General features: G+C 40.3%; 17 protein-coding genes. 1 reads left to right on the forward strand and 16 read right to left on the reverse strand.

Annotated elements, in window-relative coordinates; translation table 11 throughout:
- Window position 1: 1 nt before the first annotated feature.
- The 13 genes from QI031_RS21940 to QI031_RS22000 all read right to left on the reverse strand — a co-directional run bounded on the left by QI031_RS21940 (window position 2) and on the right by QI031_RS22000 (window position 18,438).
- On the reverse strand, window positions 2-3,370 hold the full coding sequence (locus QI031_RS21940) for a PAS domain S-box protein (protein ID WP_281481743.1): 3,369 nt from the start codon (window positions 3,368-3,370) through the stop codon (window positions 2-4).
- Window positions 3,371-3,525: 155 nt separating this feature from the next.
- A complete protein-coding gene (locus QI031_RS21945) occupies window positions 3,526-5,463 on the reverse strand; it encodes a sensor histidine kinase (RefSeq protein ID WP_281481744.1) in 1,938 nt (645 codons plus the stop codon).
- Window positions 5,464-5,799: 336 nt separating this feature from the next.
- Window positions 5,800-7,176: a DUF2330 domain-containing protein gene (locus QI031_RS21950; protein ID WP_281481745.1), complete on the reverse strand. Its 1,377-nt coding sequence runs from the start codon at window positions 7,174-7,176 to the stop codon at window positions 5,800-5,802.
- A 1-nt stretch (window position 7,177) separates the two neighbouring features.
- Window positions 7,178-8,026 carry an RnfABCDGE type electron transport complex subunit D gene (locus QI031_RS21955; protein WP_281481746.1) on the reverse strand — a complete coding sequence of 283 codons (849 nt, stop codon included), beginning with the start codon at window positions 8,024-8,026 and terminating at the stop codon, window positions 7,178-7,180.
- Between the two features lie 337 nt (window positions 8,027-8,363).
- Window positions 8,364-8,720 carry a hypothetical protein gene (locus QI031_RS21960; protein ID WP_281481747.1) on the reverse strand — a complete coding sequence of 119 codons (357 nt, stop codon included), beginning with the start codon at window positions 8,718-8,720 and terminating at the stop codon, window positions 8,364-8,366.
- A gap of 665 nt (window positions 8,721-9,385) precedes the next feature.
- Window positions 9,386-10,774: an ATP-grasp domain-containing protein gene (locus QI031_RS21965; RefSeq protein WP_281481748.1), complete on the reverse strand. Its 1,389-nt coding sequence runs from the start codon at window positions 10,772-10,774 to the stop codon at window positions 9,386-9,388.
- Between the two features lie 7 nt (window positions 10,775-10,781).
- Window positions 10,782-11,615 (reverse strand): O-methyltransferase, encoded by an 834-nt coding sequence (locus QI031_RS21970; RefSeq protein ID WP_281481749.1) that lies wholly within the window; start codon window positions 11,613-11,615, stop codon window positions 10,782-10,784.
- On the reverse strand, window positions 11,615-12,850 hold the full coding sequence (locus tag QI031_RS21975) for a sedoheptulose 7-phosphate cyclase (protein ID WP_281481750.1): 1,236 nt from the start codon (window positions 12,848-12,850) through the stop codon (window positions 11,615-11,617). The genes QI031_RS21970 and QI031_RS21975 overlap by 1 nt, the downstream gene beginning before the upstream one ends.
- A 695-nt stretch (window positions 12,851-13,545) precedes the next feature.
- Window positions 13,546-13,905, reverse strand: a complete 360-nt coding sequence (locus QI031_RS21980; protein ID WP_281481751.1) for a VOC family protein — start codon at window positions 13,903-13,905, stop codon at window positions 13,546-13,548.
- 531 nt (window positions 13,906-14,436) lie between these two features.
- A complete protein-coding gene (locus tag QI031_RS21985) occupies window positions 14,437-14,643 on the reverse strand; it encodes an ATP-binding protein (RefSeq protein ID WP_425526038.1) in 207 nt (68 codons plus the stop codon).
- Between the two features lie 382 nt (window positions 14,644-15,025).
- Window positions 15,026-15,616: a chorismate lyase gene (locus QI031_RS21990; protein ID WP_281481752.1), complete on the reverse strand. Its 591-nt coding sequence runs from the start codon at window positions 15,614-15,616 to the stop codon at window positions 15,026-15,028.
- A 617-nt stretch (window positions 15,617-16,233) separates the two neighbouring features.
- Entirely contained in the window at window positions 16,234-16,413 is a 180-nt protein-coding gene (locus QI031_RS21995) for a high light inducible protein (RefSeq protein WP_281481753.1), read from the reverse strand.
- Window positions 16,414-16,767: 354 nt separating this feature from the next.
- On the reverse strand, window positions 16,768-18,438 hold the full coding sequence (locus tag QI031_RS22000; protein WP_281481754.1) for an iron uptake porin: 1,671 nt from the start codon (window positions 18,436-18,438) through the stop codon (window positions 16,768-16,770).
- Here QI031_RS22000 and QI031_RS22005 point away from each other — a divergent pair.
- Window positions 18,381-18,515 carry a hypothetical protein gene (locus QI031_RS22005; RefSeq protein ID WP_281486183.1) on the forward strand — a complete coding sequence of 45 codons (135 nt, stop codon included), beginning with the start codon at window positions 18,381-18,383 and terminating at the stop codon, window positions 18,513-18,515. The two genes, QI031_RS22000 and QI031_RS22005, sit on opposite strands and share 58 nt — an antisense overlap.
- 158 nt (window positions 18,516-18,673) lie before the next feature.
- Here QI031_RS22005 and QI031_RS22010 read toward each other — a convergent pair whose 3' ends face one another.
- From QI031_RS22010 to QI031_RS22020, 3 genes are all read right to left on the reverse strand, one after another.
- Complete coding sequence (locus tag QI031_RS22010) at window positions 18,674-20,644, reverse strand: tetratricopeptide repeat protein (RefSeq protein WP_281481755.1); 1,971 nt, start codon at window positions 20,642-20,644, stop codon at window positions 18,674-18,676.
- A 6-nt stretch (window positions 20,645-20,650) separates the two neighbouring features.
- A complete protein-coding gene (locus tag QI031_RS22015; RefSeq protein WP_281481756.1) occupies window positions 20,651-21,949 on the reverse strand; it encodes a hypothetical protein in 1,299 nt (432 codons plus the stop codon).
- A gap of 146 nt (window positions 21,950-22,095) precedes the next feature.
- Window positions 22,096-22,233, reverse strand: coding sequence for a hypothetical protein (locus QI031_RS22020; protein ID WP_281481757.1), 138 nt, complete (start codon window positions 22,231-22,233; stop codon window positions 22,096-22,098).
- Between the last annotated feature and the right edge of the window lie 216 nt (window positions 22,234-22,449).

Below are 22,449 nucleotides of genomic sequence, written 5' to 3' on the forward strand. Positions count from 1 at the left end.
GTTACTGATCGGACAGCATAATAAAGAAGACATTTTCTAACTCTTTCTCAAACCTAAGAGTTTTCACCATTTCGGCTTCTTGAGAGAAGATAGAATCAATGATAATCATGTCAGGCTTGGCTGAGAGAGCTTTATTAATGCATTCTTGAGGATCAGAGGCTTCAATTACGTTATAGCCCTGAGTTTGTAATACATCCGATATAGTTTTTAAAGTTGATGCATTTTTATCTACAACCAATACCTTTTTACTAGAAGTACCCTGGTAAAGCAGGGAACCAATTTCGTTGAGGAGTTGCTCTGTATTGATAGGTTTGGTGAGATAGCGATCAATACCAATGTGATAGCCCCGTTCTTTGTTTTCAATAATTGACAAAATGATGATGGGAATGTCTGCCGTTTGGGGATCATTTTTGAGGACAGCTGCCACATCGAAGCCATTGATTTGAGGCATCATCACATCCAAAAGAATCAAATCGGGACGAACTATTTTGATTTGATGAATTGCGTCCACGCCATCTTTTGCTTCCCGGACTTTGTAACCTTCATTTTCTAGTTGTTGACGCAATAGTTCTCGAATATTGGCATCATCATCAACAACTAAAATGGTTTTGCGGTTTTCGTTCAGTATAGTGTTTGTGGTAATGACATGTTCTTTAAGTTGTTTGACCAATGCATCCAGGTTCAGTTTGCTACTGGTTTTGTTGTCACTTTTGTAGGTGGGAATAATAAATGAAAACGTGCTGCCTTTACCCGCTTCACTTTCTACCCAGATTCTACCACCATGATGATCGATAATTTGTTTACAGATGGGCAATCCTAGTCCTGTGCCTTTAGGTTTATCGGTGAGAGTATCGCCAACTTGACGGAATTTCTCGAACACTTTCGGCTGATCTTCAAATGTAATGCCAATACCTGTGTCAATGACGCTAATGCAAACACCGTCATTCTTTTGTTTAACGCGACAGACTACAGAACCGGATTCGGTAAATTTAACGGCATTAGAAATTAGGTTAATTAAGACTTGCAGTAGACGATTGCGATCGCCTACTATTTGAGGAAGTCCGGGTTCAATCTCAGTAATTAACTGTAAACCATTAGTTTCAAACAACGCCCATGTAGAATTGGTTGCCCAATCAACTAACTCACTAGGATCAAGGGGCTGCATTTGCCATTCCACTTTACCGGCTTCCATCTTGGCAATGTCCAAGACATCATTAATTAAAGATGTTAACCGTTCTGCTTCAGACACAATAATATTGAGATTGTCAGCCACCCGTTTGATTGTTTTTTGCAGCTTGCGGTCTTCGACAGCAATCATCGGGAACACATCAGTTTCTAGCTTTTCTTTAATAATGGACGCAAAACCGAGGACAGAAGTTAATGGTGTCCTCAGTTCATGGGAAACTGTGGAAATGAAATCAGTCTTCATCTTGTCGATTTCTTTTTCCGCTGTTACATCTCGAATCAGTAAAGCAGAACCGAAGCAAGCGGCTGGTTCGTTGGCCGCCGTTTTTTTGAATATAGCGGTGGCTACTGCTTGACCAATACGTTCCTTCGCCAAAGCAACTTCGGCCACAAACACCTCTTGGGGATGAGACTGAGTTCGGTCAATTAAGGCTGCTAAACCGGATATTGGCAGTTCCCGGTAGTGTCCATTGAGGGTAGTGTCTGGTAATCCATGCATGGCTAAAAAGGCAGGATTGAAGTGGGTGATTTCTCCTGCGGTATCTGTTACCAAAAGACCATCGGCTAAGTTGTCCAAAATGGCATTTAACCCTTGGGCTTCGGCGAGCGTATTTTGCAATGCTGCCGTCCGTTCTGCAACTCTGGCTTCCAGTTCTTGATTTAGTTGCCGCAGAGCGACTTCTGCTTGTTTGCGGGCAGTAATGTCAGTATTAATTTCCAGTATGGCGCAGGGTTGACCAAGGAAGTCCCGTTGTAATGTCCAACGACTCTGAACTGTGAGCAGTTTGCCATTGCAGGTGAGGTGTTCGACTTCTCCTTCCCAATTACCTTGCTGCAATAAATCGGCGATGATTTCTGTTTTTGGCTTGGGAAAGGTTTTAGTGATAAAAGTGTAAATACATTGGTCTTTGACTTGCTCACGGGTCAAATTGTAGAGACTTTCTGCACCTTGATTCCAGTACGAGATTCTGTCAGTTATGTCGCGTACAATAATGGCATCGCTGGAATGATTTAACATATCTAATAAACGTTGATTTTCGGCTTCTGCCAGCTTGCGATCGTGAATATTAGTACAAGTGCCAATCCATTCTCTAATGCTGCCATCTTCTTTCAGTACAGGAGCGCCACAGACCGAGAAGTAGCGATAATTACCATCTTTACCAAGTAATCGATATTCGGTTTGATAAAGACTCTGGTTTGCTACAGCTGCATTCCAAACTTCTGTAGAGTGGGAACGGTCATCAGGATGAACCGCATTGAGCCAGCCCCACCCATCGACTTCTTCTTCAGTCTGCCCTGTATAAGCTATCCAGGTAAGCATGTCACAGCTTATCCCTAATCCTTCCGGTGCAGCCCCCCAGACTATTTGGGAGCTAGCAGTTACTAAAGAGCGATATCGTTCTTTTAGTCGTTGATTTTCAGCTTCTGCCAGTTTGCGATCGTGAATATCCGTACATGTACCAATCCACTCACGAACGCTACCATCTTCTTCAATGACGGGGGCACCCCAGACCCAAAAGTAGCGATAGTTACCATCCTTTCCGCGTATTCGATATTCAATTTGATACATGCTCAGGTTTGCTACAGCAATACCCCAAGCTTCTCCGGTGTAACCACGATCATCGGGATGAACAGCATCAATCCAACCTCCGTTTTCAGCTTCGGCTAAAGTTTGCCCTGTATAGGCTATCCAATCTTTCAATTCAAAGCAAATTCCTTCTGGTGTGCTGACCCAGATAATTTGCGTATTAGTTTTCACTAGAGAGCGGTATCTGGCTTCGCTCTGTTTTAAGATTGCTTCGGAGTGTTGATATTCTTTTTGGCTAAGCTTGATGTCGCTGATGTCCTCTACACTTGAGTAAATTAGCCGTTCTCCATCCTGCTCAATTATCCGTTCAGAAATTTTGACTGGAACCAAGTGTCCGTCTTTATGAAGATATTCCTGCTCATAAGACCTATAGCGACCAGTCTGTTCTAGGATTTCTAGTATGGTTTGCTTGGCAACATATTTTTCAGGATTCATCTGCCAGTAGTTCAGGTTTAAGACTTCTGGGACAGTACGCCCTAAAATGGCAGCATAGGCGGGATTGATCTGAACTAGCGTCCCATCTGTTCGGCAAAGTACCAAACCAACGGGACATTGTTCAAATAGCTGACGGTTGTATTGATCAAGTTGGTTAGACATAGTTGTAATTTCCTTAGTCGTGTAAGTATTTAGGGTGAGGACAACAAGCAATACCTTTCGGTTAAGCGAGGAAACGGGAACAGAAAAACCCTTTAACCTCTTCTTTTGTCAAAGACGCTGCGCTGGCTTATCTTTTCCTAAAGGTCAATTCCAAGTTAAAAATGCTTAACTGAACAGTATTGGGACAACAAAGTGGCGTAAAGCTTTAATGAAATTGGATGGCGTTGGAACATTTGGTAAATTTGATCGGGGGATGTATCATCAACGTCTGGACTCTGCTGTGAAAGTCGCCGAATCAGTTGAGTATGGCGGATAAGTAAATCTGTCGATTTGAGCGTTGGAGTTGTTGATGGAATGAAGCAGTCTACATCAACATCAATAGGAGAGGTTGGAGAGATAGAAATCTTGTTAATTTCTTCTTCAGCAGCAGCTACCATTGAATAATTCACCGGAATTTGAATCCAAAACTCTGTCCCTTTACTTGGTTGAGAATGACATTTGAGAACTCCCCCGTGTCTGTCTACAACAATTTGGTAGCTAATTGCCATACCTAATCCGGTTCCCTTGCCAATATCTTTTGTAGTAAAGAAGGGATCGTAAATGTGTCGAATGATCTCTTCGTTCATGCCTGGGCCATTGTCAGTAATGCGAATCACAACCCAGTGTTCATCGATCGCTTCAGTGTGAATGCAGATTTGGGGAGTAGATATTTGTTTATTGTCCATTCCCTCCTCTAGAGCATCAATGGCATTAGCCAGGATGTTCATAAACACTTGATTTAACTGTCCGGGATAGCATTCAATTAAGGGAAGTTTTGCGTAGTCTTTAACAATTTCAATCGCTGGACGGTTAGTAGCTGCTTTTAGACGATGGTGCAGAATCATTAATGTACCTTCTATGCCATCGTGGATGTTGACGGTTTTCATTTGGGCTTCATCATGGCGGGAGAAATTTTTCAGAGATTTGACAATTTCTACAATGCGATCGCTGCCCAGTTTCATTGAATCCAGCATCTTGGGCAGATCTTGCATAATAAATTCCACATCAATGGCATCTAGCTCTGATTGCAGATCTGGCGGAGCCACTGGTAAAAATTTTTGATAGTCTTGCAGTAGATGCAATAAATCGTTGGCATACTCGGCAACATACTTCAAATTGCCGCAAATGAAGTTAACTGGATTGTTGATTTCGTGGGCAACTCCGGCAACAAGTTGTCCTAAACTGGACATTTTCTCGCTTTGGATTAACTGAGTTTGTGCTAGTTGTAAATCTTGAAGAGCTTGCTGAAGCTTTGTTGTTTGGGCTTTAGCCTGAATGGCTGCTTGAGTACTTTGCTCGAAAAGCAAAGCTTTTTCAATGGCGATCGCTGTTTGAGAGGCAAAGATACTCACGAGTTTGAGGTGTTCGGCTGTGTATGAGTCTGTTTTGGATGTGCCGATAGCGATCGCTCCCAATACTCGCTCTTTGGCTCTCAACGGTACACAAATTAGAGCGCCTAAGTTTTCTTCTCCCTTTAATCGAGGATCGGCTTGGACATTATTGATGATTTCTGCCCGGTTGGATTGCACAATGTGGCCAATAATTCCCTTACTCGGTTGCGGTTGATTGTCGTTGTCAAACAACATTCCAAATTCGGCAATAATTTCAAATGCAGCTGCATCCGGACTCAAAAGCAAAATTATCCCCGCAGACGATTCAATCAATTGACTTATTTCCTGAAGCACGAGTTGGGCAATCTGTCGCCTATCTAAACTCGTTGTCAGTTGAGTCGAGATATCCTCAAACAAATCAATTTCTTGATATCGTTCTAGCAATTCTTTGGCGAGTTCTTTTTTCTCAGCTTCCTGTTTTGCTATAAACGAGAGCAAAGTTGCTATTAGAGTTGCCTGTTCTTCTCCAACCACCCAACCGATAATGTCTACTGACCCCTTGATGGGATATCGGTTTTGTGAAGTTTGCTCTCCAATGCTGATTAGTTTTGTGCCGTCTACCAGTTCAACATCAATAGCAATATTGAACTGACATGCTAAATCCTCAAGCAGAGACAGTAACTCTTTTTTGTTAAGAATCTTTTTCAGGTTAACTACCGACATAAAGAAATCCCCTCCCATTGGCACAGCCTTTTGTAGAGAAGGGACTTAGTTAGTATTTTTGTAAAGTTTGTGATGGCAATGGAAAATTGGTCAGTGTAGCGAACTGCCCAACGAACTAAAGTTCGACCCTCACAGTAAATTTCTTTGATGATCAGATAGCCGAGAATCGAAACGGTAGTGTTAGCAGAACCATTTGTTTGCTTAACATCCCCGGACAATAAAGAAATTGCCATAGTAGTCTGGGAATATAATAATTTACTAATAAGACTAGTCTTCCCAGAAAGTTTGACGGCATAACGGTGAAGTGAATTGGGCAGTAAATATTTTTACTTTCGCTTACAATCCTAGCCAAGCTAAAAAATTATTCCACCAAGAATTTGTCAGATTGCTTCCATTTAATCGCATTTTTTGGCGAATTTCCTGGATATTCCAATTGGTTAACTTAGCCAAAGTTTGTGCTTCTTGCTCAAAACGCTTGGGTAAAGATCGTTTGTATTCTCTACCTGCTTGACACTTGAGTTCACCTGTAAAAGGATGTTGCAAAATATAACGTCCTTGGAAAGACTCGCGGTTGGAAGTTTGTTGAAACATGGGGTCTTCTGGGAACTTATCGCGGGTATAGCGGATATGCAATCGAGTGATGAAGACATTATTATTCACCGGAAATGGACGACCAAAGCCAGGAGATGCCGGTATACTCCTTGTAGAATTACCATCCAGCCAAAATACACCTGCTTGCTTGAGTTCCTCTGAAGTCAACGGTTCCGCAGAACAAGGATCGCAACTACTCATATCCCAGGCATATTCCAAAAAAGCAACTTTTTTATCTTCTTTGGTGTAGACAGTTTGAAACATCGATTTGTAAAACTCGCCAAACTCATCTTTGACAAACACTGGGATATTGGTATTTGACGGGATTTTAACTGTCCGGTAGTTGGTGATTTCTGCTTGTCCTTGAGGCGAGAGAATGTAGACAAGCAAGTCTTGTTCTTTGGTAGCGTTGATCATGCCCAAACGAATCGGTAACATGAACTTGGGTGACTGATAGGAAATTTGTAGTGGACGCAGCAATTGATAGCCAGATTTCTCGAATTTATCTAAGTTAACTTTAGCCACAAAGAATTTCATTGAAGAACGAATATAAGGTTTAAGTAACTGTTTGGCTCCTCTAGGAATTTTGTAACCATTACGGTTGAGCCAAGTTTCCAGTCCACCAGATTCTTTCGCACTTAAGATCACAATGTCATATTCGCCAACATTGAAACGCGCTTCGACTGTGACACCCAAACTGCGATCGCTTATTTTACTCTCTAATTGATTACTGGCTGCTGATCTCGGTGCAGGTGCGGCTTCAAATACTCTATCGTCTACAGCACAAGGGTCAGAGTCGAAATATTCTACTAATCGCGGCGCACTAAAAGCATCTAAACGTTCGATAATTTTGGATTCAGCGACATGGACTTGCTCTTTTTGTAATACTGTCGGCACAGGTACTACCATTGCAAAATCTTTGACTTCTCCTTGAAAGTCGTTTGCCATCGTCAAAACAGTGCGATCGCCATCTCGCGCAATTATTACCTGAGAAGCTTGGTTATAAAGTTTGGTATCAGCCTTGGCAACATAAAATCCACAGAACGCCCAAGCCGCAGGTGCAAAGCACAACACAGCAACCAAAACCAGCAATAATGGAATTACCAATTTAAAACGGTTCATTTTATACCTCGATTTTTAAGTTAAGCTTGTTTGTCCTCTGCCCCCCTGCCTCTTGCTTTAGCCAAGAAAATTGCGGAGCTGACCACAAAACATCTATCAGGATGGTTAATGGTGCAAGGACAAATAATGCCCAAAAAACTGCGGTGGAAATAAAGAAATAATTCCGCAGGATAAAAGTCACAATGGCGATACATACAGCCCAAATAATACGCCCAAGGCGGGCGTTGGGAATTGAACGGGGATCTGTAACCATAAACAAAGCAAACAGCAGCAAAGAACCACTCATCAACCGATGGCAGTAAACATCCCAAGTCCAACCCAGCCAAAGATTACGAATTGCTTCTAGTAAAGAATACGCGCCTAAAAAAGCTGCCGTGGTGTCCCAGCGTCCTACTCGCTGTAAAATCATGCCACCAGTCCCAGCAAATAACAGCCCGTACCACCATTCTTCACCCCATTGTCCCGGCGAAACCCAAGCATCGGGTGCTAGAACCAAGGCGGAAATGATGCCAAAGTTAGCAGGGTTAAAGAAATGCTTATCACCGACTTGAAAAAGAAATTTACTCGCGATCGCACTTATTCCTGCCAAAACCATTGTTGTCCAATGGTCAGCCCGCAATAGTAAACTGAGTCCCAATGCGGTAATCAAAGCGCTGCGAAGACTTGTGAACTGTCCTATTTTTGGTTCTTTACTAACGACTAATGACAATATCCACTGTGTAAATAAACAAGTGGCGATCGCTACTGCAATTAATGGCGATCGTAGTGTCCAGTCTCTTGTACCAATTCCTAAGACCAGAAACAAGCCGAGGAATAGAATTTGATAATCTCGTATATCTTTAAACAACATTAACCCTTAATTCAGGGATTACCCGTAGATTTTTTATTAATCTAAACGAGTACAAGCTCAAATAATATTGCTGTTACAGATTCTGTTACAAAATTAGTTTTTAAAGAATATTCGGTATGCAGGGGAAGAAGAGGCAGGGGAGCAGGGGGGAAATAGGTAATTTTTCTTCATCTCCCTTGCACCCCGCACCCCGAAGTTGCTCTACTTGGGGAGACACGCCAGTTCCTTCAAGTCGGGAAACCGCAAGGGCGGACTGGCTCCCCAAGACCGCACTTCTGTTCTGCCCCAATTCCTCTTTTTCATGCCCCATGCCTAATACGTTCTTTCGTGATGGCTATTACTCATTTCCCAAATCTAACTGTACTTGCACTCCATCATTGCCGTTCATAGATTGAGCCGGCTGCAAGATAATCTGATTATCTGGCAATGATATTGCCTCATTCAAACGAAGTCTATTTGGAGTGATATTATTTTCTACATCATTAATGGAGCTGCTTTTTGAATTTGTACCATCAAAGAATTTTGTAAAATCATCCTGGGCTGTTCTATTACCAACCCCTTCTAGAGAATCACCAGTTAATTGATAGTTTTGTATGTTTAAAGCGGGTGCTTCTGGTGACTGGGCGTGAACCGGGCTTCCTAAGCTGGCAAAAGCTGCCATAATTGCTAATGCAGCTATAATTTTGGCGTTCATTAGTTTTACCCCAATTCTTTAATTTGTTGTTTGTTGTTACTTTCTAAATGAACTACTTTTTTATTTTTACAAATTATCTATATACCATGCACAATGGTATTGAGATAATATACGAATTGTCAATATTTATGAGGCGTTTTTGATGAAGATAAATAGACAAAATGCTGTAATAGTAATGTTGTAAATAATGCCAATTCACAACAATGTAGTAAATAAATTTATTAATGGTAAATTACTTAAAAGTAAAAGAGCGTTATTCTTAACGTTTATTTAACATGATCCAAGGTATTGATATATAAATCTTGATTAAGTTATAAAATCTTGACAGATAAAACCGAGAAATAATTTTTACTTGTTTTATAATCCAGAATCGAGAGGCTAAATTGAACAATAAAACTCATGTTTATTTAATTTAGGCTCGTTGTCTCATCTTTTCTCCTGAATTTACTGTCAATACCTTACCAATTTCAAGTTGTTAGTGTTTTTTAAAACTATCTATAATTTGTTGCTAAAAAATCATATATTTATATTTAGTAATATTGTCACTTTTTACACTCGTACATATATTACAAAATGAAGTGCGAAATGTGGGTCAATTAGTTAATATAATATTTTTCAACGCAAAGGTACGCAGAGGAACGCAAGAGTTCCTCTGTGTAAGGTAATTAATCTCCTCCCAATTCCACCAACTTACCGATATTGAAGTCTATCCTTGTCCAGCCTTTGAGACGGCGTAGATTATTCAGCAACAGTAAAGGAATTTGCCAGTGATGTACCATTAAAAACGGTAAAGGATCATCTAGTTGGTAAATTGCATCAGTCCCGCGCCAAATATTCTGCATCCATGTTTTCAATTGGCTGAAAGAACGGATACTAGTTAAACGCCAAACTTCGTGATAAGTCCAATAGGTAGGCTTGCTTGTCACCAATGGCTGTAAAGGTTCAACCGTTAATTCATTCCCCAAGTAAGCTGCTGCGACTTCGGGATGATTGTAAAAGGTAGTAATTGCTGAGTGAGTACGGGGATTACACTCAATCACGTAAGCTGTACCCTCCTCGCTGACAATAAAATCAAAGGAAATTTGGCCTGTAAGTTTCAGTTCCTTGACAAAATGCCGCACCCATTCCCTAATTTGGGAATTTTCCACATTTTCGTAGTTGACTTGAAATGCTGAAGATTCACAGCAACAATGCAATCGCAATTCACCATCCCGGACGGTGCTATGGGTGCAAAATTCCTTACCGGGGATAAATTCTTGCATAATCCACGGCTTTTCAGGACTAATTGGTAAACTTTTGACAAAGGCTGCTGTTTCTTCAGGGGTGGCGCAGGGAAGTTTGGTTAAGTCTAAACGCCGCACTGAATCGTAAGCAATGCTTTTGAGGATGTACTTGCGAGATTCTCCTGAAAAGTCAAAATTTAGGACTTGTTCAGCAGAAGTAATTTTAAAGGATTTCGGTACTGATAAACCAAGCGATCGCGCTTTTTGGGCTAACGCAAACTTATCATCCAACATTTGGGTGACATCTGCGTCAAAGTGAAATACTTCGCAGTATTGCGATAACACTGGTTTAGCTAAAGAGTCGTAATAACTCCCGACTGGGCTGGTTACAGGAACATAAACATCGATATTTTCTTGTTTGATGATGTTTTCTAGCGCCTGAATATAACTTTCTGAGTTTTTCTGGGGAGCAGGAACTGTATAAAATTTATCTACCGCTTGGGAAAATTGATGACCAGATAGCCAATATTTATCAGTTTCCAACAGAATGACTCTGTGTCCGGCGGCGTGGAATGACCTAGCTAGTTGTAAAGCTTTGGTCATTTTACCGCCACTAATGAGAATATTTTTAGGGTTTGCGGCCTGAGTTGAACGCTGAAAAGGACGCAAAATAATATCCCACAACAAAGATATGACAACGATGGCGGCATTAATTGGCAATGCTAGCAACAGCAGCACCAAAGTACCGATATTTTGGATAATTGCGGCTATTTTTGTCTCTGTAGAAACAGACTCTGTAGTCGATGAGGGAAGAGAAATAGATTGTGCCATATACCGATTATCGTCTACGAATAATAGTCAAACCATCGCGCAGTGGCAATAAAACTTGTTCTACCCGTGTATCAAGGGCTACAGTGCGATTAAATTGAGCGATCGCTTCGCCGTTGACGGTGCGTTCTGATGTCGGTAAATAGACTTCTCCTTGTAAGAGTGTGTTATCGACGCAGATAAAGCCTGTTGGTGCTAACAAATTACTATCCAACAGCATCTGAAAATAGGCTACGTACTCTTTTTTATCGGCATCAATAAACACCAAATCAAATGATTCTTTAGCCTCTGCCAACTTTTTCAGAGTTTCTAAAGCTGAACCTAGTTCTACACGAATTTTACCACCATCAGGAGATTCTTTAAAAGCCGCTTGAGCAACTTGGGCTGCAAAAGGATCAACCTCACAAGCAACTAGTAAGCCATCATGTGGTAATGCTTCGGCCATTGCTAAGGCTGAATAACCAGTAAACATGCCGATTTCTAGAATTTTTTTTGCTTTGATCATGTGAACAAACATTTTTAAAGTTTGTCCTTCTATATGACCAGATAGCATTTCTTGTTCTAGAGGGCGTACGGTTGAACCTTGGGTAAAGTGTTCACCCCACGCTTCTATGGCTGTTTTTTCAGACAATGCAGCTAAAGCAGCAGATTCTTGAGTGGTGCATTCTTCTAAGTAAGGGTCTAAACCTGCTGCTAAACGCCATGCTTGCTTGATTTGAGTCACTAAAGACTCAGGTAAGTCTGGATGTTGGTTAAGCTCTTGAACAATAGTTTCTAGCTTTCTGGCTAAAATTCCCAGGGGTGTGACAGGTCTAGCTGTCGGCTTGGCAATCGTACTAGACATTATTTTGTACTCCCGACTAATTCTGTTTGATAGTTTACAGGGTACATATCTACACCCTCGCCACCACGGGGATAGTTCGTGCAGAGTTCTTTGTGTTCCAGCAAAACTGCTGCTAATTCTTCACGGGTCAAGTCATTAGCAAAGGCGCAACTACCGATGGGTTTTGGCATGGCGGCTCTTTGCAAACCATCACGAGTCAGGCTGATAGATTCAGTCGCCCGCCATAAAAGCTCTTCATCTAACAAAGGATGATCTAAAGCTAGACCAATACGACTCATCAATCCTAATATGCGATCGCGCTCTTGGGTGGTGATATAGTCTCTAGATGCGGCGATCGTTGCAGATAAGGCCATATCGATGTTGACTGCATGTCCGTGGAACATCGGCACAACAGGTGCAAGTTCTAATGTCGGACTCCAGCTATGTCCATAAGCAATCACTCTATCTAGGTCTAACTCATGGAGATTGGGTACTTCTAACTCCAACATCTTTTTGATGGCTTTGTAAGTCACCTGATGAGCTATTTCTTTGATCTCTGGAGTAGCATCAATATTGCCGAAATGGGTAAGAAGCAATTCTTCCCCGTATTTTTCCAACAACTCAAACACTTCTTTATGACCAACGACGGCGATTTTCACCAATTCCGCCATACCGTTACGCACTTGGTCTGTTGGTAAAGTACGAAGGAAGGAAAAGTCTAAGAAAACTTTTTGCGAAGCATGATAAGCACCCAAGCGGTTTTTCAACTTTTTATGGTTAACCGCTACCTTAATGGCAACACTAGCATCAATCAAACCAATCAAAGTTGTAGGGATACGAATGTAATTGCTACTGCGACGGTAAGTAGAGCAAGCAAAACCGACAACATCTGTAATTAGACCGCCACCCACTACTAAGACTGGTTCTTTGCGAACTAATTTGAAGTCTGCAAATGCATCTATAACTTTCTCAAAAGTTTGAATGGTCTTGTTGGGTTCGGTAATCGTAATCGGGAAAAGCGTCAAGTCAATGTTGTAGTACCGGAAATATTCTTCAATTTGCTGACTGTAGAAGCGGTTAACTTTAGCATCTACAACAGCTAAACAACGTCCAAAATTTCTGTAGGTGTCAGCAAGTTCTTGATTTTTAATATCAAAAATTCCATCTACATAAACTAAGTCGTACTCAATCTTTTCGTATCCCTTGACGTGAAAGCTGGTTTCATTAGCTTTAAATTCTGCTTGGACGATGCTCATTCTTGTGTTCCTTTACATTGAAATAGAAAAATGAAGTTGGTTTCTTGTTTGCCAAAAATTTATCGCAGCCGAAATACCTCTAATTCACTCAGAATTAAGAGGTACTGTTAGAGAAGCCTATGATTAAATCATTGCAAGGCTAGTTTGTACCTCAATAGTGCGCCAAACATACAACGCATCTATTTTTATCAGCGCAGTCATAAAGCGCTAAGGTCTTTAAGATCAACCTGAAAGATTATACACAATGTCAATTCATGCAATAAAACTTCATAGATTATTTCTCATTTTTAATTTTTACCAGCGTTCGCTGTTGGAAGAAAACCTCAGTTTTGAGCAGACGGATAAAAGACTGTAAGCAATTGAGAGTGGTTATTTTAACTCCTCTAGGTTGCTTAAAATTTTCTTCATATTTCTCAACATATCATTGTTTATAAGTTCTTGCACCTAAACCAAAGACAGATTTCAAAAAATAGCACTCATCTGTTGTTCATTTAATTAGGGAAATAGTTAGCACAATCTAAGTCCAACAAGCATTTTAGACATTATCAATAAGAATAGATTAAGCATATTTACTTATAAAAAATCTAGAATCAAAAACAGATTTTTATCTCTTTTTTCTAAATGCAAAAGCAAAGCTTATGAATAAAATTTTTTTAAGGAAAATTTAAACCATTAGTAATTGGTGAATAGTTTACTCAACCAAATTCAATGTATTCAATAATTGTTCCATCAGGATGTATCGCTCGCATATTGCTACCAGTGGGAACTTTATCCGGTTCTGCTAAAATCACTGCACCTTGCTGAGTCAACGCCTCACGAAAATCATTTAGTGAATCAACCAAGAATGTAGCCTTTGTATTCTCAAAGGGAGAGAGTGCTTCAGCAGAACCAGCAATTAACAGTATAGAACCTACACCAGCGAGTTCTAATCCAGCCTCGGAATATTGAAACCACAACCAGCAACTTTCTGTAAAGAGGTTTTCATAAAAAGCGATCGCATCATCTAAATCTGTGGGATTAAGATAAACTCTTGTGAGAACTTTCAGAATTTGCATTGCAACCTTTCTATTAGGTAGCTAGTGTATTTTATTACGCTTGTTTATCAACAAGAGTTGATTCGGATTAATTAAGATGCACCTTAATACTTAGTTTTAAAAAACTCTTCAGCTTTTTTGAGATCACATAGATCAATGCAGCGTTACTATTGATCAATCAAACACCATTTTATTTTGACTCCCTGTTTATATAGTATGACTTGTATAATATAGTTTATCTATTATTACGTAGTTTCTTATTGAACAAACTTACATGAACCAATATCTACATATTAAAAAAGTATTTTACTCTATTTTTATAACTTTATGACTATTCAAGACATAAGTTTTAGTCAACTTGTACAAACTTCAGCTATTACACTGAAACTTAAAGTTACAGGTATACAAGAACTATTTCAAAAATACTGCTTTCGTTGCTTTTGTGATAGCTAAACCAGTTAAAATAATCTTATTTGATTTGTAAAAATTGAGAGGCTCAGATACCCGACTTATCAAAGAAGTCGGGTATCTTGTTGTTCACGAAGTATTTCTCTATTTATGAGATTGATATAAGAGAATGGTAATTATAAATTCTGTGCCTTCACCAAGGGAAGAAACACACTGCAATTTGCCCTGATGTTTTTCAGTAAAAATCTTATAACTAATAGATAAACCTAAACCCGTACCTTTACTTATATACAGCTTATTGAAGAAAGGATAAAGCCTGAAAACCACGCTGGAAATAGAGGCGGGTCTAATACCGTTTCACTTTAAAGTTGATACATTTGGGCAAGCAGGGGAAGCAGCACTTCGACTACGCAGTAGTTGAGTTTCGGCTACGCTCAACTGCCGCGCAGCGCCGCACTGAGCCTGTCGAAGTGTCGAAACTCAGTGACCAAAGGCAGGGGGAGTAAGAAAAGTAATTTGTATCAATAATTTCGTGAAATGGTATAACTTGCTACCACTGGTGGTCAAAAACCATTGCACACACAATTGTTATTAAAATTTTAAAAAATATCATTTATTTTATTATTTTAAAACTTGTAAACACAACAATTAACAATACCTTTTAAAGTTTAAAAAGTATTATTGTTATTAATAATAATACTAAGTGTTTGAGAGAAATACAATATTTTTATATTTATGGAGATACAATGCTCTCCGAGCCAAGGTACTTTCTCAAGTAAGGCGAGAAAACCTCATAAATCAGTGTTAGCGGTTGTCCTTGATGCCAAAATAGGTAATAACGTCCCCAAAAAGCTCCTGTGTGCCTAAAAGCTGACTCTAAAAAAGCCGATTTTCCATAGTGAATCCCCCAAATTTCTTGATACAACTCTCTATGTCGCCCAGATAAACTTGTCCAAGTGGGTGTGTTCTGGTTTTGTAAATACCAATCAAGATGATTGGCTGACCGCCACGAAGTTGCGTAAGCTAATCGCTGACCGGAAGCAGTACGCAGCCACACCTGTCGTCTTACCCGTGGTCCTGGTAATAATTGAATAGCTTCTGGCGCACCATCAAAGTCCATACCAATGTCAGACATTTCTATTAAATCGATTTCAATCCGTTCACCTGTTATGAGTGTTAGATGTCGCATTGAAGAACCATTTCCTAGTAGTAGGATTTGCCAAGTTGGTGCTAACTGAGTGTGGGGTAAACCTTGTTGAATTATCTCCTTTCCTCCTTGCCAAGTAGGAATTAAGCAATGCCATGTTGTTGTATTACTAAACATTGATAGAAATGTCAAAATATGGACTGTAAAAGATCATAGAACTTCTTTTTCGAGCAAACATTTATCGGACAAAGATTTTCATACCTAATTCCAGCAAGCAAAATTAGTAAAGACTTAAAATAACCTTTATAAGTGCTTGCTGATACTTGCAACTAAAATTTATTTTGTTTGTTGTTTGGGGTAGATGTTACTTCAAATTGCTTAGGATGTGTAACACTTTAGTTCATAGTTTTTAATGTCTCTGAATTTAAATTAGAATACAAGGACAGTTAAGACATTTAAGATAGTTAAGACATTTAAGATTATTAAATAAAAAATAAAAATTCACTATTTATTTAATATCAATTTTTATTTATTGTTTGTATGGTTCAAAAATATTTTGATCTCAAAATGAGTGTTCTGTCAGGTTGCCGCAGGCATCGCAAAAAGGTAGGTATCTTTTACTGCCAAGAAGCGCGATCGCTCTGTTGAAACTTTTTAAGCCAGATTCTTGCTGTAGATAATATTTCCGCTGTGCTGTGCTAACTTTTGTTGATTTGAGTAACTTCAAATAAAAGAAGGCAAGCGATTCTATGTCGCTGCCTTCCTTTTTACTCCCGCACAATTAACCTGTTAATCTATAGAATGCCCCAGAAGTGTAAAACTCCTTTGCCAGAAAAAACTTCCAGTAAAACGACAGATAAAAAACCAATCATTGCAAAACGACCGTTCCAAATTTTGCTTTGAGGAGTAAAGCCCCAAGGCGCAGTATTTGGACTGTTTGAAACCGAAGGTATAGTCTTTTTAGGGTTTGGCATCAATAATACTCTTAGTTTCTATTTGGTGACATTAGGAAGTGCCGCCGACTTGTAGCGACTGCCGCGCAAAGGCGCAAAAAATCTAGGTTTACTATTGGTGAATAAGCTCAATTCATCCCGCATTTATGCAACGCTGAATTTGGAGTAGGGTGCGGGGGACACACTTCGGCTTTGCCCTTCGGCTACGCTCAGGCTAAACTCAGTACAAGACGCTCAGCGACCGGAGGATGAAGAAGAGGAATTGGGAACAAGGAGAATTGGAGAATTAGGGAAACAACCGTCTCCTTGTCTGCTTGTCTCCCCATCCCCTTGTCTCCCTGCCTTCCCCTGCTCCCTAAAGGTTGTCTACGTGCTTTAGAAATTGAAGGTAGTTCTTAGCGTGCCAATGATTGCATCTTCATTGTTGCCACCAGTTTGACCAGGATTGGTCAACCAAATTACGCCAGGGGTAATAGAAATGTTATCGCTCACACGATATTTGTAGAATCCTTCAACGTGATATGGTTTATAATCGCTGACACCTCCTAGATATGGTTGTGCGCCTGCGAAAATTCCTAAAACGTTGCCCTGCTTACCAAAGTCTGGCAAGGCTACCCCAACACCGTAGCTCCACACTTCACCGTTATCATCAGCACCAAAACCTGTGATATCGCTATACAGTACAAAGCCACTAATTGACAGTTTGTCGCTGGGTCTAAAAGCAGCTTCTATACCATAGGAATTACTATTGTAGGGGTTGCCACTACCAACAACGTTAGGGTTGGCACCAGCAACAAAGTTGGCTTGAGATGTACCAACTACAGAACCAGTGACTGAGCCAGCATCAAATAAAGCGCTGCCTCTGCCATGATAACCGTGTACGTAGGTGGCAGCCAAGGTAATGCGATCGCCTACGTTCAAATTTAACTGTCCCAAAGCTGCATAGTTACCCTCAAATAAACCTGAACCTGCAACCGGACTATTCGATTCAGATCCAAAATAGCCCAATGTTAATGAAGGTTTGAAGGTACTACTACCACCAAAGCCTAAGTTAACGCCGATACCTGCGCCGCCGCCAATCCGATAGATGGGGCTTTCGGAGGCAAAGGTAGATAAAGCACCGTTACCACCATCAAAATCTTCAAAGTATGGGTTAACGGTGGGAACGTAATCGCTATGAATACCTCCAGTAGCGGCAACGTAAACTTGAGAGTTGCCTAGGGGGAAGTAATATGACAACCAATCAATGATGGCATTGTTATCGCCAGGAGACAGGTTAAAGGTTTGGGTTCCCTCAAATGTACCACCCGGCAAAGTTAATGCGGGTGCATTACCAGCAGCAATCCGGGTGTGTAGAGTGTCTTGACCTGTGAAACTAGTTTGTAAATCTAAACGTACCCTATTTTGAAAAACAGTATTGTTGGTGTCGTTATCGCCAAAGCTGTCAGTGACAGCGAAAATCGCCTCACCTACTAGTTTTGTTGTCGTGGAAAACTGATTTGCTTCTAGTTCAGCAGTTCGTACTTCTAGAGAATCTACTCTACCGCGCAGAGTCGCTAATTCAGCCGAAAATTCTTCTTGTAAACGCTGAAGAGTTGCCAAATCTTGTTTTGTGACCAAATCACCAGTTGCTGTTGCAATCAGTTCATTAACTCGATCTAAACAAGCATTCAAACCAGCGGCAAATTCGTAACGGGTTAATGCTCGGTTGCCGCGATAAGTACCGTTGGGGTATCCAGCAATACAACCGTAGCGTTCGACTAAAGATTGCAACGCTTGAAATGCCCAGTCAGTTGGCTGTACGTCAGAAAACTGAGAAACTGATGTGACTTGAGACAGTGAATTTTGGTTTTGAGCTTCACTGCTGTAGTTTTTAACTTGTTCTAAGACGTTATTTTCGTCAGGTTTAGCTTGGGATAACAACTGCGGCTGTTTTGTTGAGTTTGCAGCAGTTTCAGCAGCCATTGCACTAGCCGAAACAAACACAGTTGCCCCTAAAACCAATGGACTTAGCCTTAGAGTTTTCCACAGTAGATGATAAGACATTTTCCGCTTTCCTCACACACTTGTTCGTAACCGTTGAGGCGATCGCTGTTGATGCTACACTCCGTGCGATCGCTTGATCTTAATAGAGTCTTATTTCATATTTTTACTGTGATGTCAAATCTGCTTTTTCCTTGGAGTAGCTAGATTTTGGCTTTTCTCAGGCTTGTTATGACGAATTTCTCCTTAATTTGCACTTTTCTAAGTGATCTCAACCAGTCGTTACAAACGCTGCTTTTTATACTTTACTAAAATCTAGTAAACTTGCTAACTGACCCTCTATTTGAGTGCGATCCTGAGCATTAGGATTCAATCGTAGGTAGGTTTGTAGATCATCTACAGCATTTTCAAAGTAACCCAAAGCAATCAGAGCAACTGCTCGGTTTTGGTATAATTCTGCATCATCCTGTGACAAGGCAATTGCTTGATTTAGGTCAGCTAATGCCTCTGGTAAGCGTCCGATCTCATAATACAGTCTGGCACGGTTAGCAAAGAACATAGGTTGGTTGGGATTCAAGGCTATTGCCGTGTTGTAATCTACTAAAGCTGCCTCAGGCTGCTCTAAAACCTCCAATGCTTCGGCTCGACCTATTAAAGATGGAACTGTATATGGATTCAAATCAAAAGCAACAGAATAAGCTTGAACCGCTTCAACCATTTGCCCTCTTTGTCGATAACACAGTCCTAAGTTCGTCCATACTTCTTGGTAGGGTGGACTTAATTCGATAGCTTTGAGATAGTCTTTTAAGGCTTTGTCTAAATCACCCATCTTCAAGTACACATTGCCGCGCTCATTGTAATACTCAGAATAATTAGGGTCCATTGCTATGGCATCAGTGAATTGAGCGATCGCCTCTTGGTAAGGGCCAGTAACAGCTAAGACCTGAGCAATGTTATACAATAAAACTGAGCGATGCAGCCGATGTTGATCTGGGTGCAAATAAGTATTCAGCAATTTAATTGCTTGCCGACACAGTTCTATTGCCTGTAATGATTTCCCTTGGCGATGCCTAACTAAAGCTAGCCCATTGAGTGTAAACGAAGTCAGAAAATATTTATCTTTATCTGGTAAATCAAGCCCCGGCAAGTCTGCTAGAGCTGTTTCTAGATATTCTGCGGCTTTAGTTAAATCTCGGTTGGGCAAATAGCGAGCATATAGCATAGCCATGACGTAGTATATCCGCACACGTTGACGAGGGTCTTTTATTTTTGCTAAAGCCTCTTGTTCGACTACTTTTTGGGCTTGTGTTACATTTCCCGCAGCCGTGTTACAACCAAAAATATTACCTACTAGATTCCAACGCCTTTCTTCATCCTGACCACAAAGAGACTCTAGATGATCTGAGACTACTTGAGCATAAACTAATGCTTCATGATAGAAGCCATGATGGTTATAAATTCCCAGCGCCCTTGCTTGCCATAACACAGCTTTATCCGGCCGTTCAGCCAGTTGCCAATAACGAATTAATTGTGGCAAATGAATTTCTATCTCTAACAAGTCACTTCCTACTTGCTGTTCTAATTTTTGTGCCAATTTGGTCATTTCTTGGGGCGATACTGAAGCCTCTGGTTCAGGCTGTAGGTCTAAACAGACAAACTGTTTGACAACTTTGGCATCAAACTGACTAGTGGTAGTTTGTTGACATCCGGGATCAATAGCAATTAGCAAAGTTAAATTTAGTTGCTGACCACGACGGCGGATTAATTCTGTAAAAAACATCCTTACTAAAGTACCAGCGCGATGGAAGCGATCGCAAGCAATTACCCAAGGAGAACCATCGGTATATTTGTACCAAGCATCAAGTAAATTAATTAATCCATGAACAATCCGATAAGCTCGGTCAATAGGATAGTTACGCACCTTTTCCTGAAAAATAGCAGTATCCGTCAAAGCGGCATTCTGCACCGATATCTGTCGTCGTAATGCTGGTAAAATAATTGTTAATTCGTAACTATGTTTAATAATTAACTCTGGTGCTTGCTGTTGTATCTGAGGTAATAATCCTGCAATCAAATCCTTGAGACCAGCCCATACGCCGTCTTCTTCAAAATCGCAAGTTAGTAGCCAAGTACTTGCCCCATGATTTTGAGCATCCTGAAGCCATTGTTGCAATACTTGCCGACGCGATCGACCAGATTCTGCCTCAAGTATAATTACCTGACCAGTAGTAATTAGGGGTTGGATGAGAGTCTGATGTTGCTGTTGCATAAATATTTATCCTTTAGCTTTACGCCTACTAGTAATCCACAGCCAAAAACCAATTAGCTGCGGGATAAAAATCAATCCGATTATCAACGCATCTATAAACTTGTAATGTTGAATTTGAATACCACTACCTAAAGCTGTAAAAAAAGCTAAACAGTAGTTCCAAAACACAGGGACACCAATAAATAACAAAGAGCTAAAAGCCAAAGCACGACCTAGTAACCAGACTATTGCATAAACACGAATCACCCGCATTTCAGAGGCTTTGATGTGAGACTGGTCTACTTGGCGGATCGAGTGAATTATTTGCCCCAACTGATTATGTAAGAAAATCTCTGTATCTTTCATTAGGTTCTTGCACCTAAAGAAATTGGCAATTACGTAGTAGAAGTCAGTCCGCACAAAGAAATAACATTGCCAAAGTATCCCCAGCAAATAAGTCAACAATATAGCTTGGCCTAGTTGTCCAATTAGCCCAGGTAGTAAGATCCAACCACGATTATCAGCAAAAAAAACCAAAAGTAAAACAGAGCTAGATATCGCATCTAGCAATGGCCCGGCTAGTAATGGTAAATAGCGTTGCTTTCTTGGTACAGCCCAAATGCCAGTCATGTCCGTTTCTGCTACTAATATCCATAGACGATGACTAATTCCCAGGCGTGAAAAGATACCAAGAGATCTAGCTGCTATTAAATGAGCCATTTCGTGTAAAAAAACCCTCAAAAAGCCCATGACCATGAGTAACAAACTCATCAAAGCCCAATTTTTTGGGAAAAAATAAGCATTCCAGTCAGGAATAATTGCAGGATCTACAGCAATTGCACATATAGCCAACCCAATCAAAACCCCACTGCTGACCAGCATTGGTCGGCTAAATAATTTACGGGCTAGTGATTGCGGAAAGTTGACAAAATGATAATTTAGTGACTTCGGTTTTCTATGTCTGGAGATGAGATGAGATGGGTTTGTAGCAGTTATTTCCATAAAGTTACCTGCTATTAAGGGACGGACAAAACCCTTAGATTCTAAGAGATTTAGTAAATCCTCTATATCAGGAACTTCGTCATATTTTTGCTGATAGAATAACTGAGCTTGTCCTACCGTCATCCCTATAGCTAGGCAGTCTAATAATTCTAAAGCTTCAGATGGTATAACTAAAAAAACAGCAGTATCTAATTGCCCAATTACAACTTCGTTACCATCAGGTTGTCGAGTAAACGGATAAACTGCAACTAATGTGTCAGTTGCCCAATAACTCATGAGAACTGAATCCTTAAGTAATGCCAAAAACTCTGTTATGTTTAACAATACCTTCGCCATTTTTGTGTAAGTTGAGTTGAGGCACGAAACCCAACCTACGAACCAAGGCTTTTTTTACTTTGGCGAAGGTATTGATTTAAGTATGGATCTGCGACCTAGGATATACAGACCCACACTCAACTTCTAGTTAAAATTTACAAACCAATGCACAACCAGATTGGATAAGCTGCTGGAGCAGTTGTTTTAACTGTTTCAGCCTCGCGAATAGCGAACTTTTTCATCTTCATTGAGCCAAGTTCAAAAGATTTGGGTTGAATGTTTTGTGTTTGCATAGTATTGTCCTATTAGATAACAATTGGAAACAGAGGCTCACTTTATAGGTTAAGTAACCTGTGAACCTCTAGTTTCTTTTCATAACTAGATTTATAAATTATTCAAATTGTTACATAGGTTTACAAATAGGCTTGAATATAACGTTAGACTGACTTATGTAGAGTCTTGTCGAATTAGCACTCACGCCAAAGTCTGAAGAGTCATATCATGTCCGC

The organism is Halotia branconii CENA392, assembly GCF_029953635.1.
GTDB classification, from domain to species: domain Bacteria; phylum Cyanobacteriota; class Cyanobacteriia; order Cyanobacteriales; family Nostocaceae; genus Halotia; species Halotia branconii.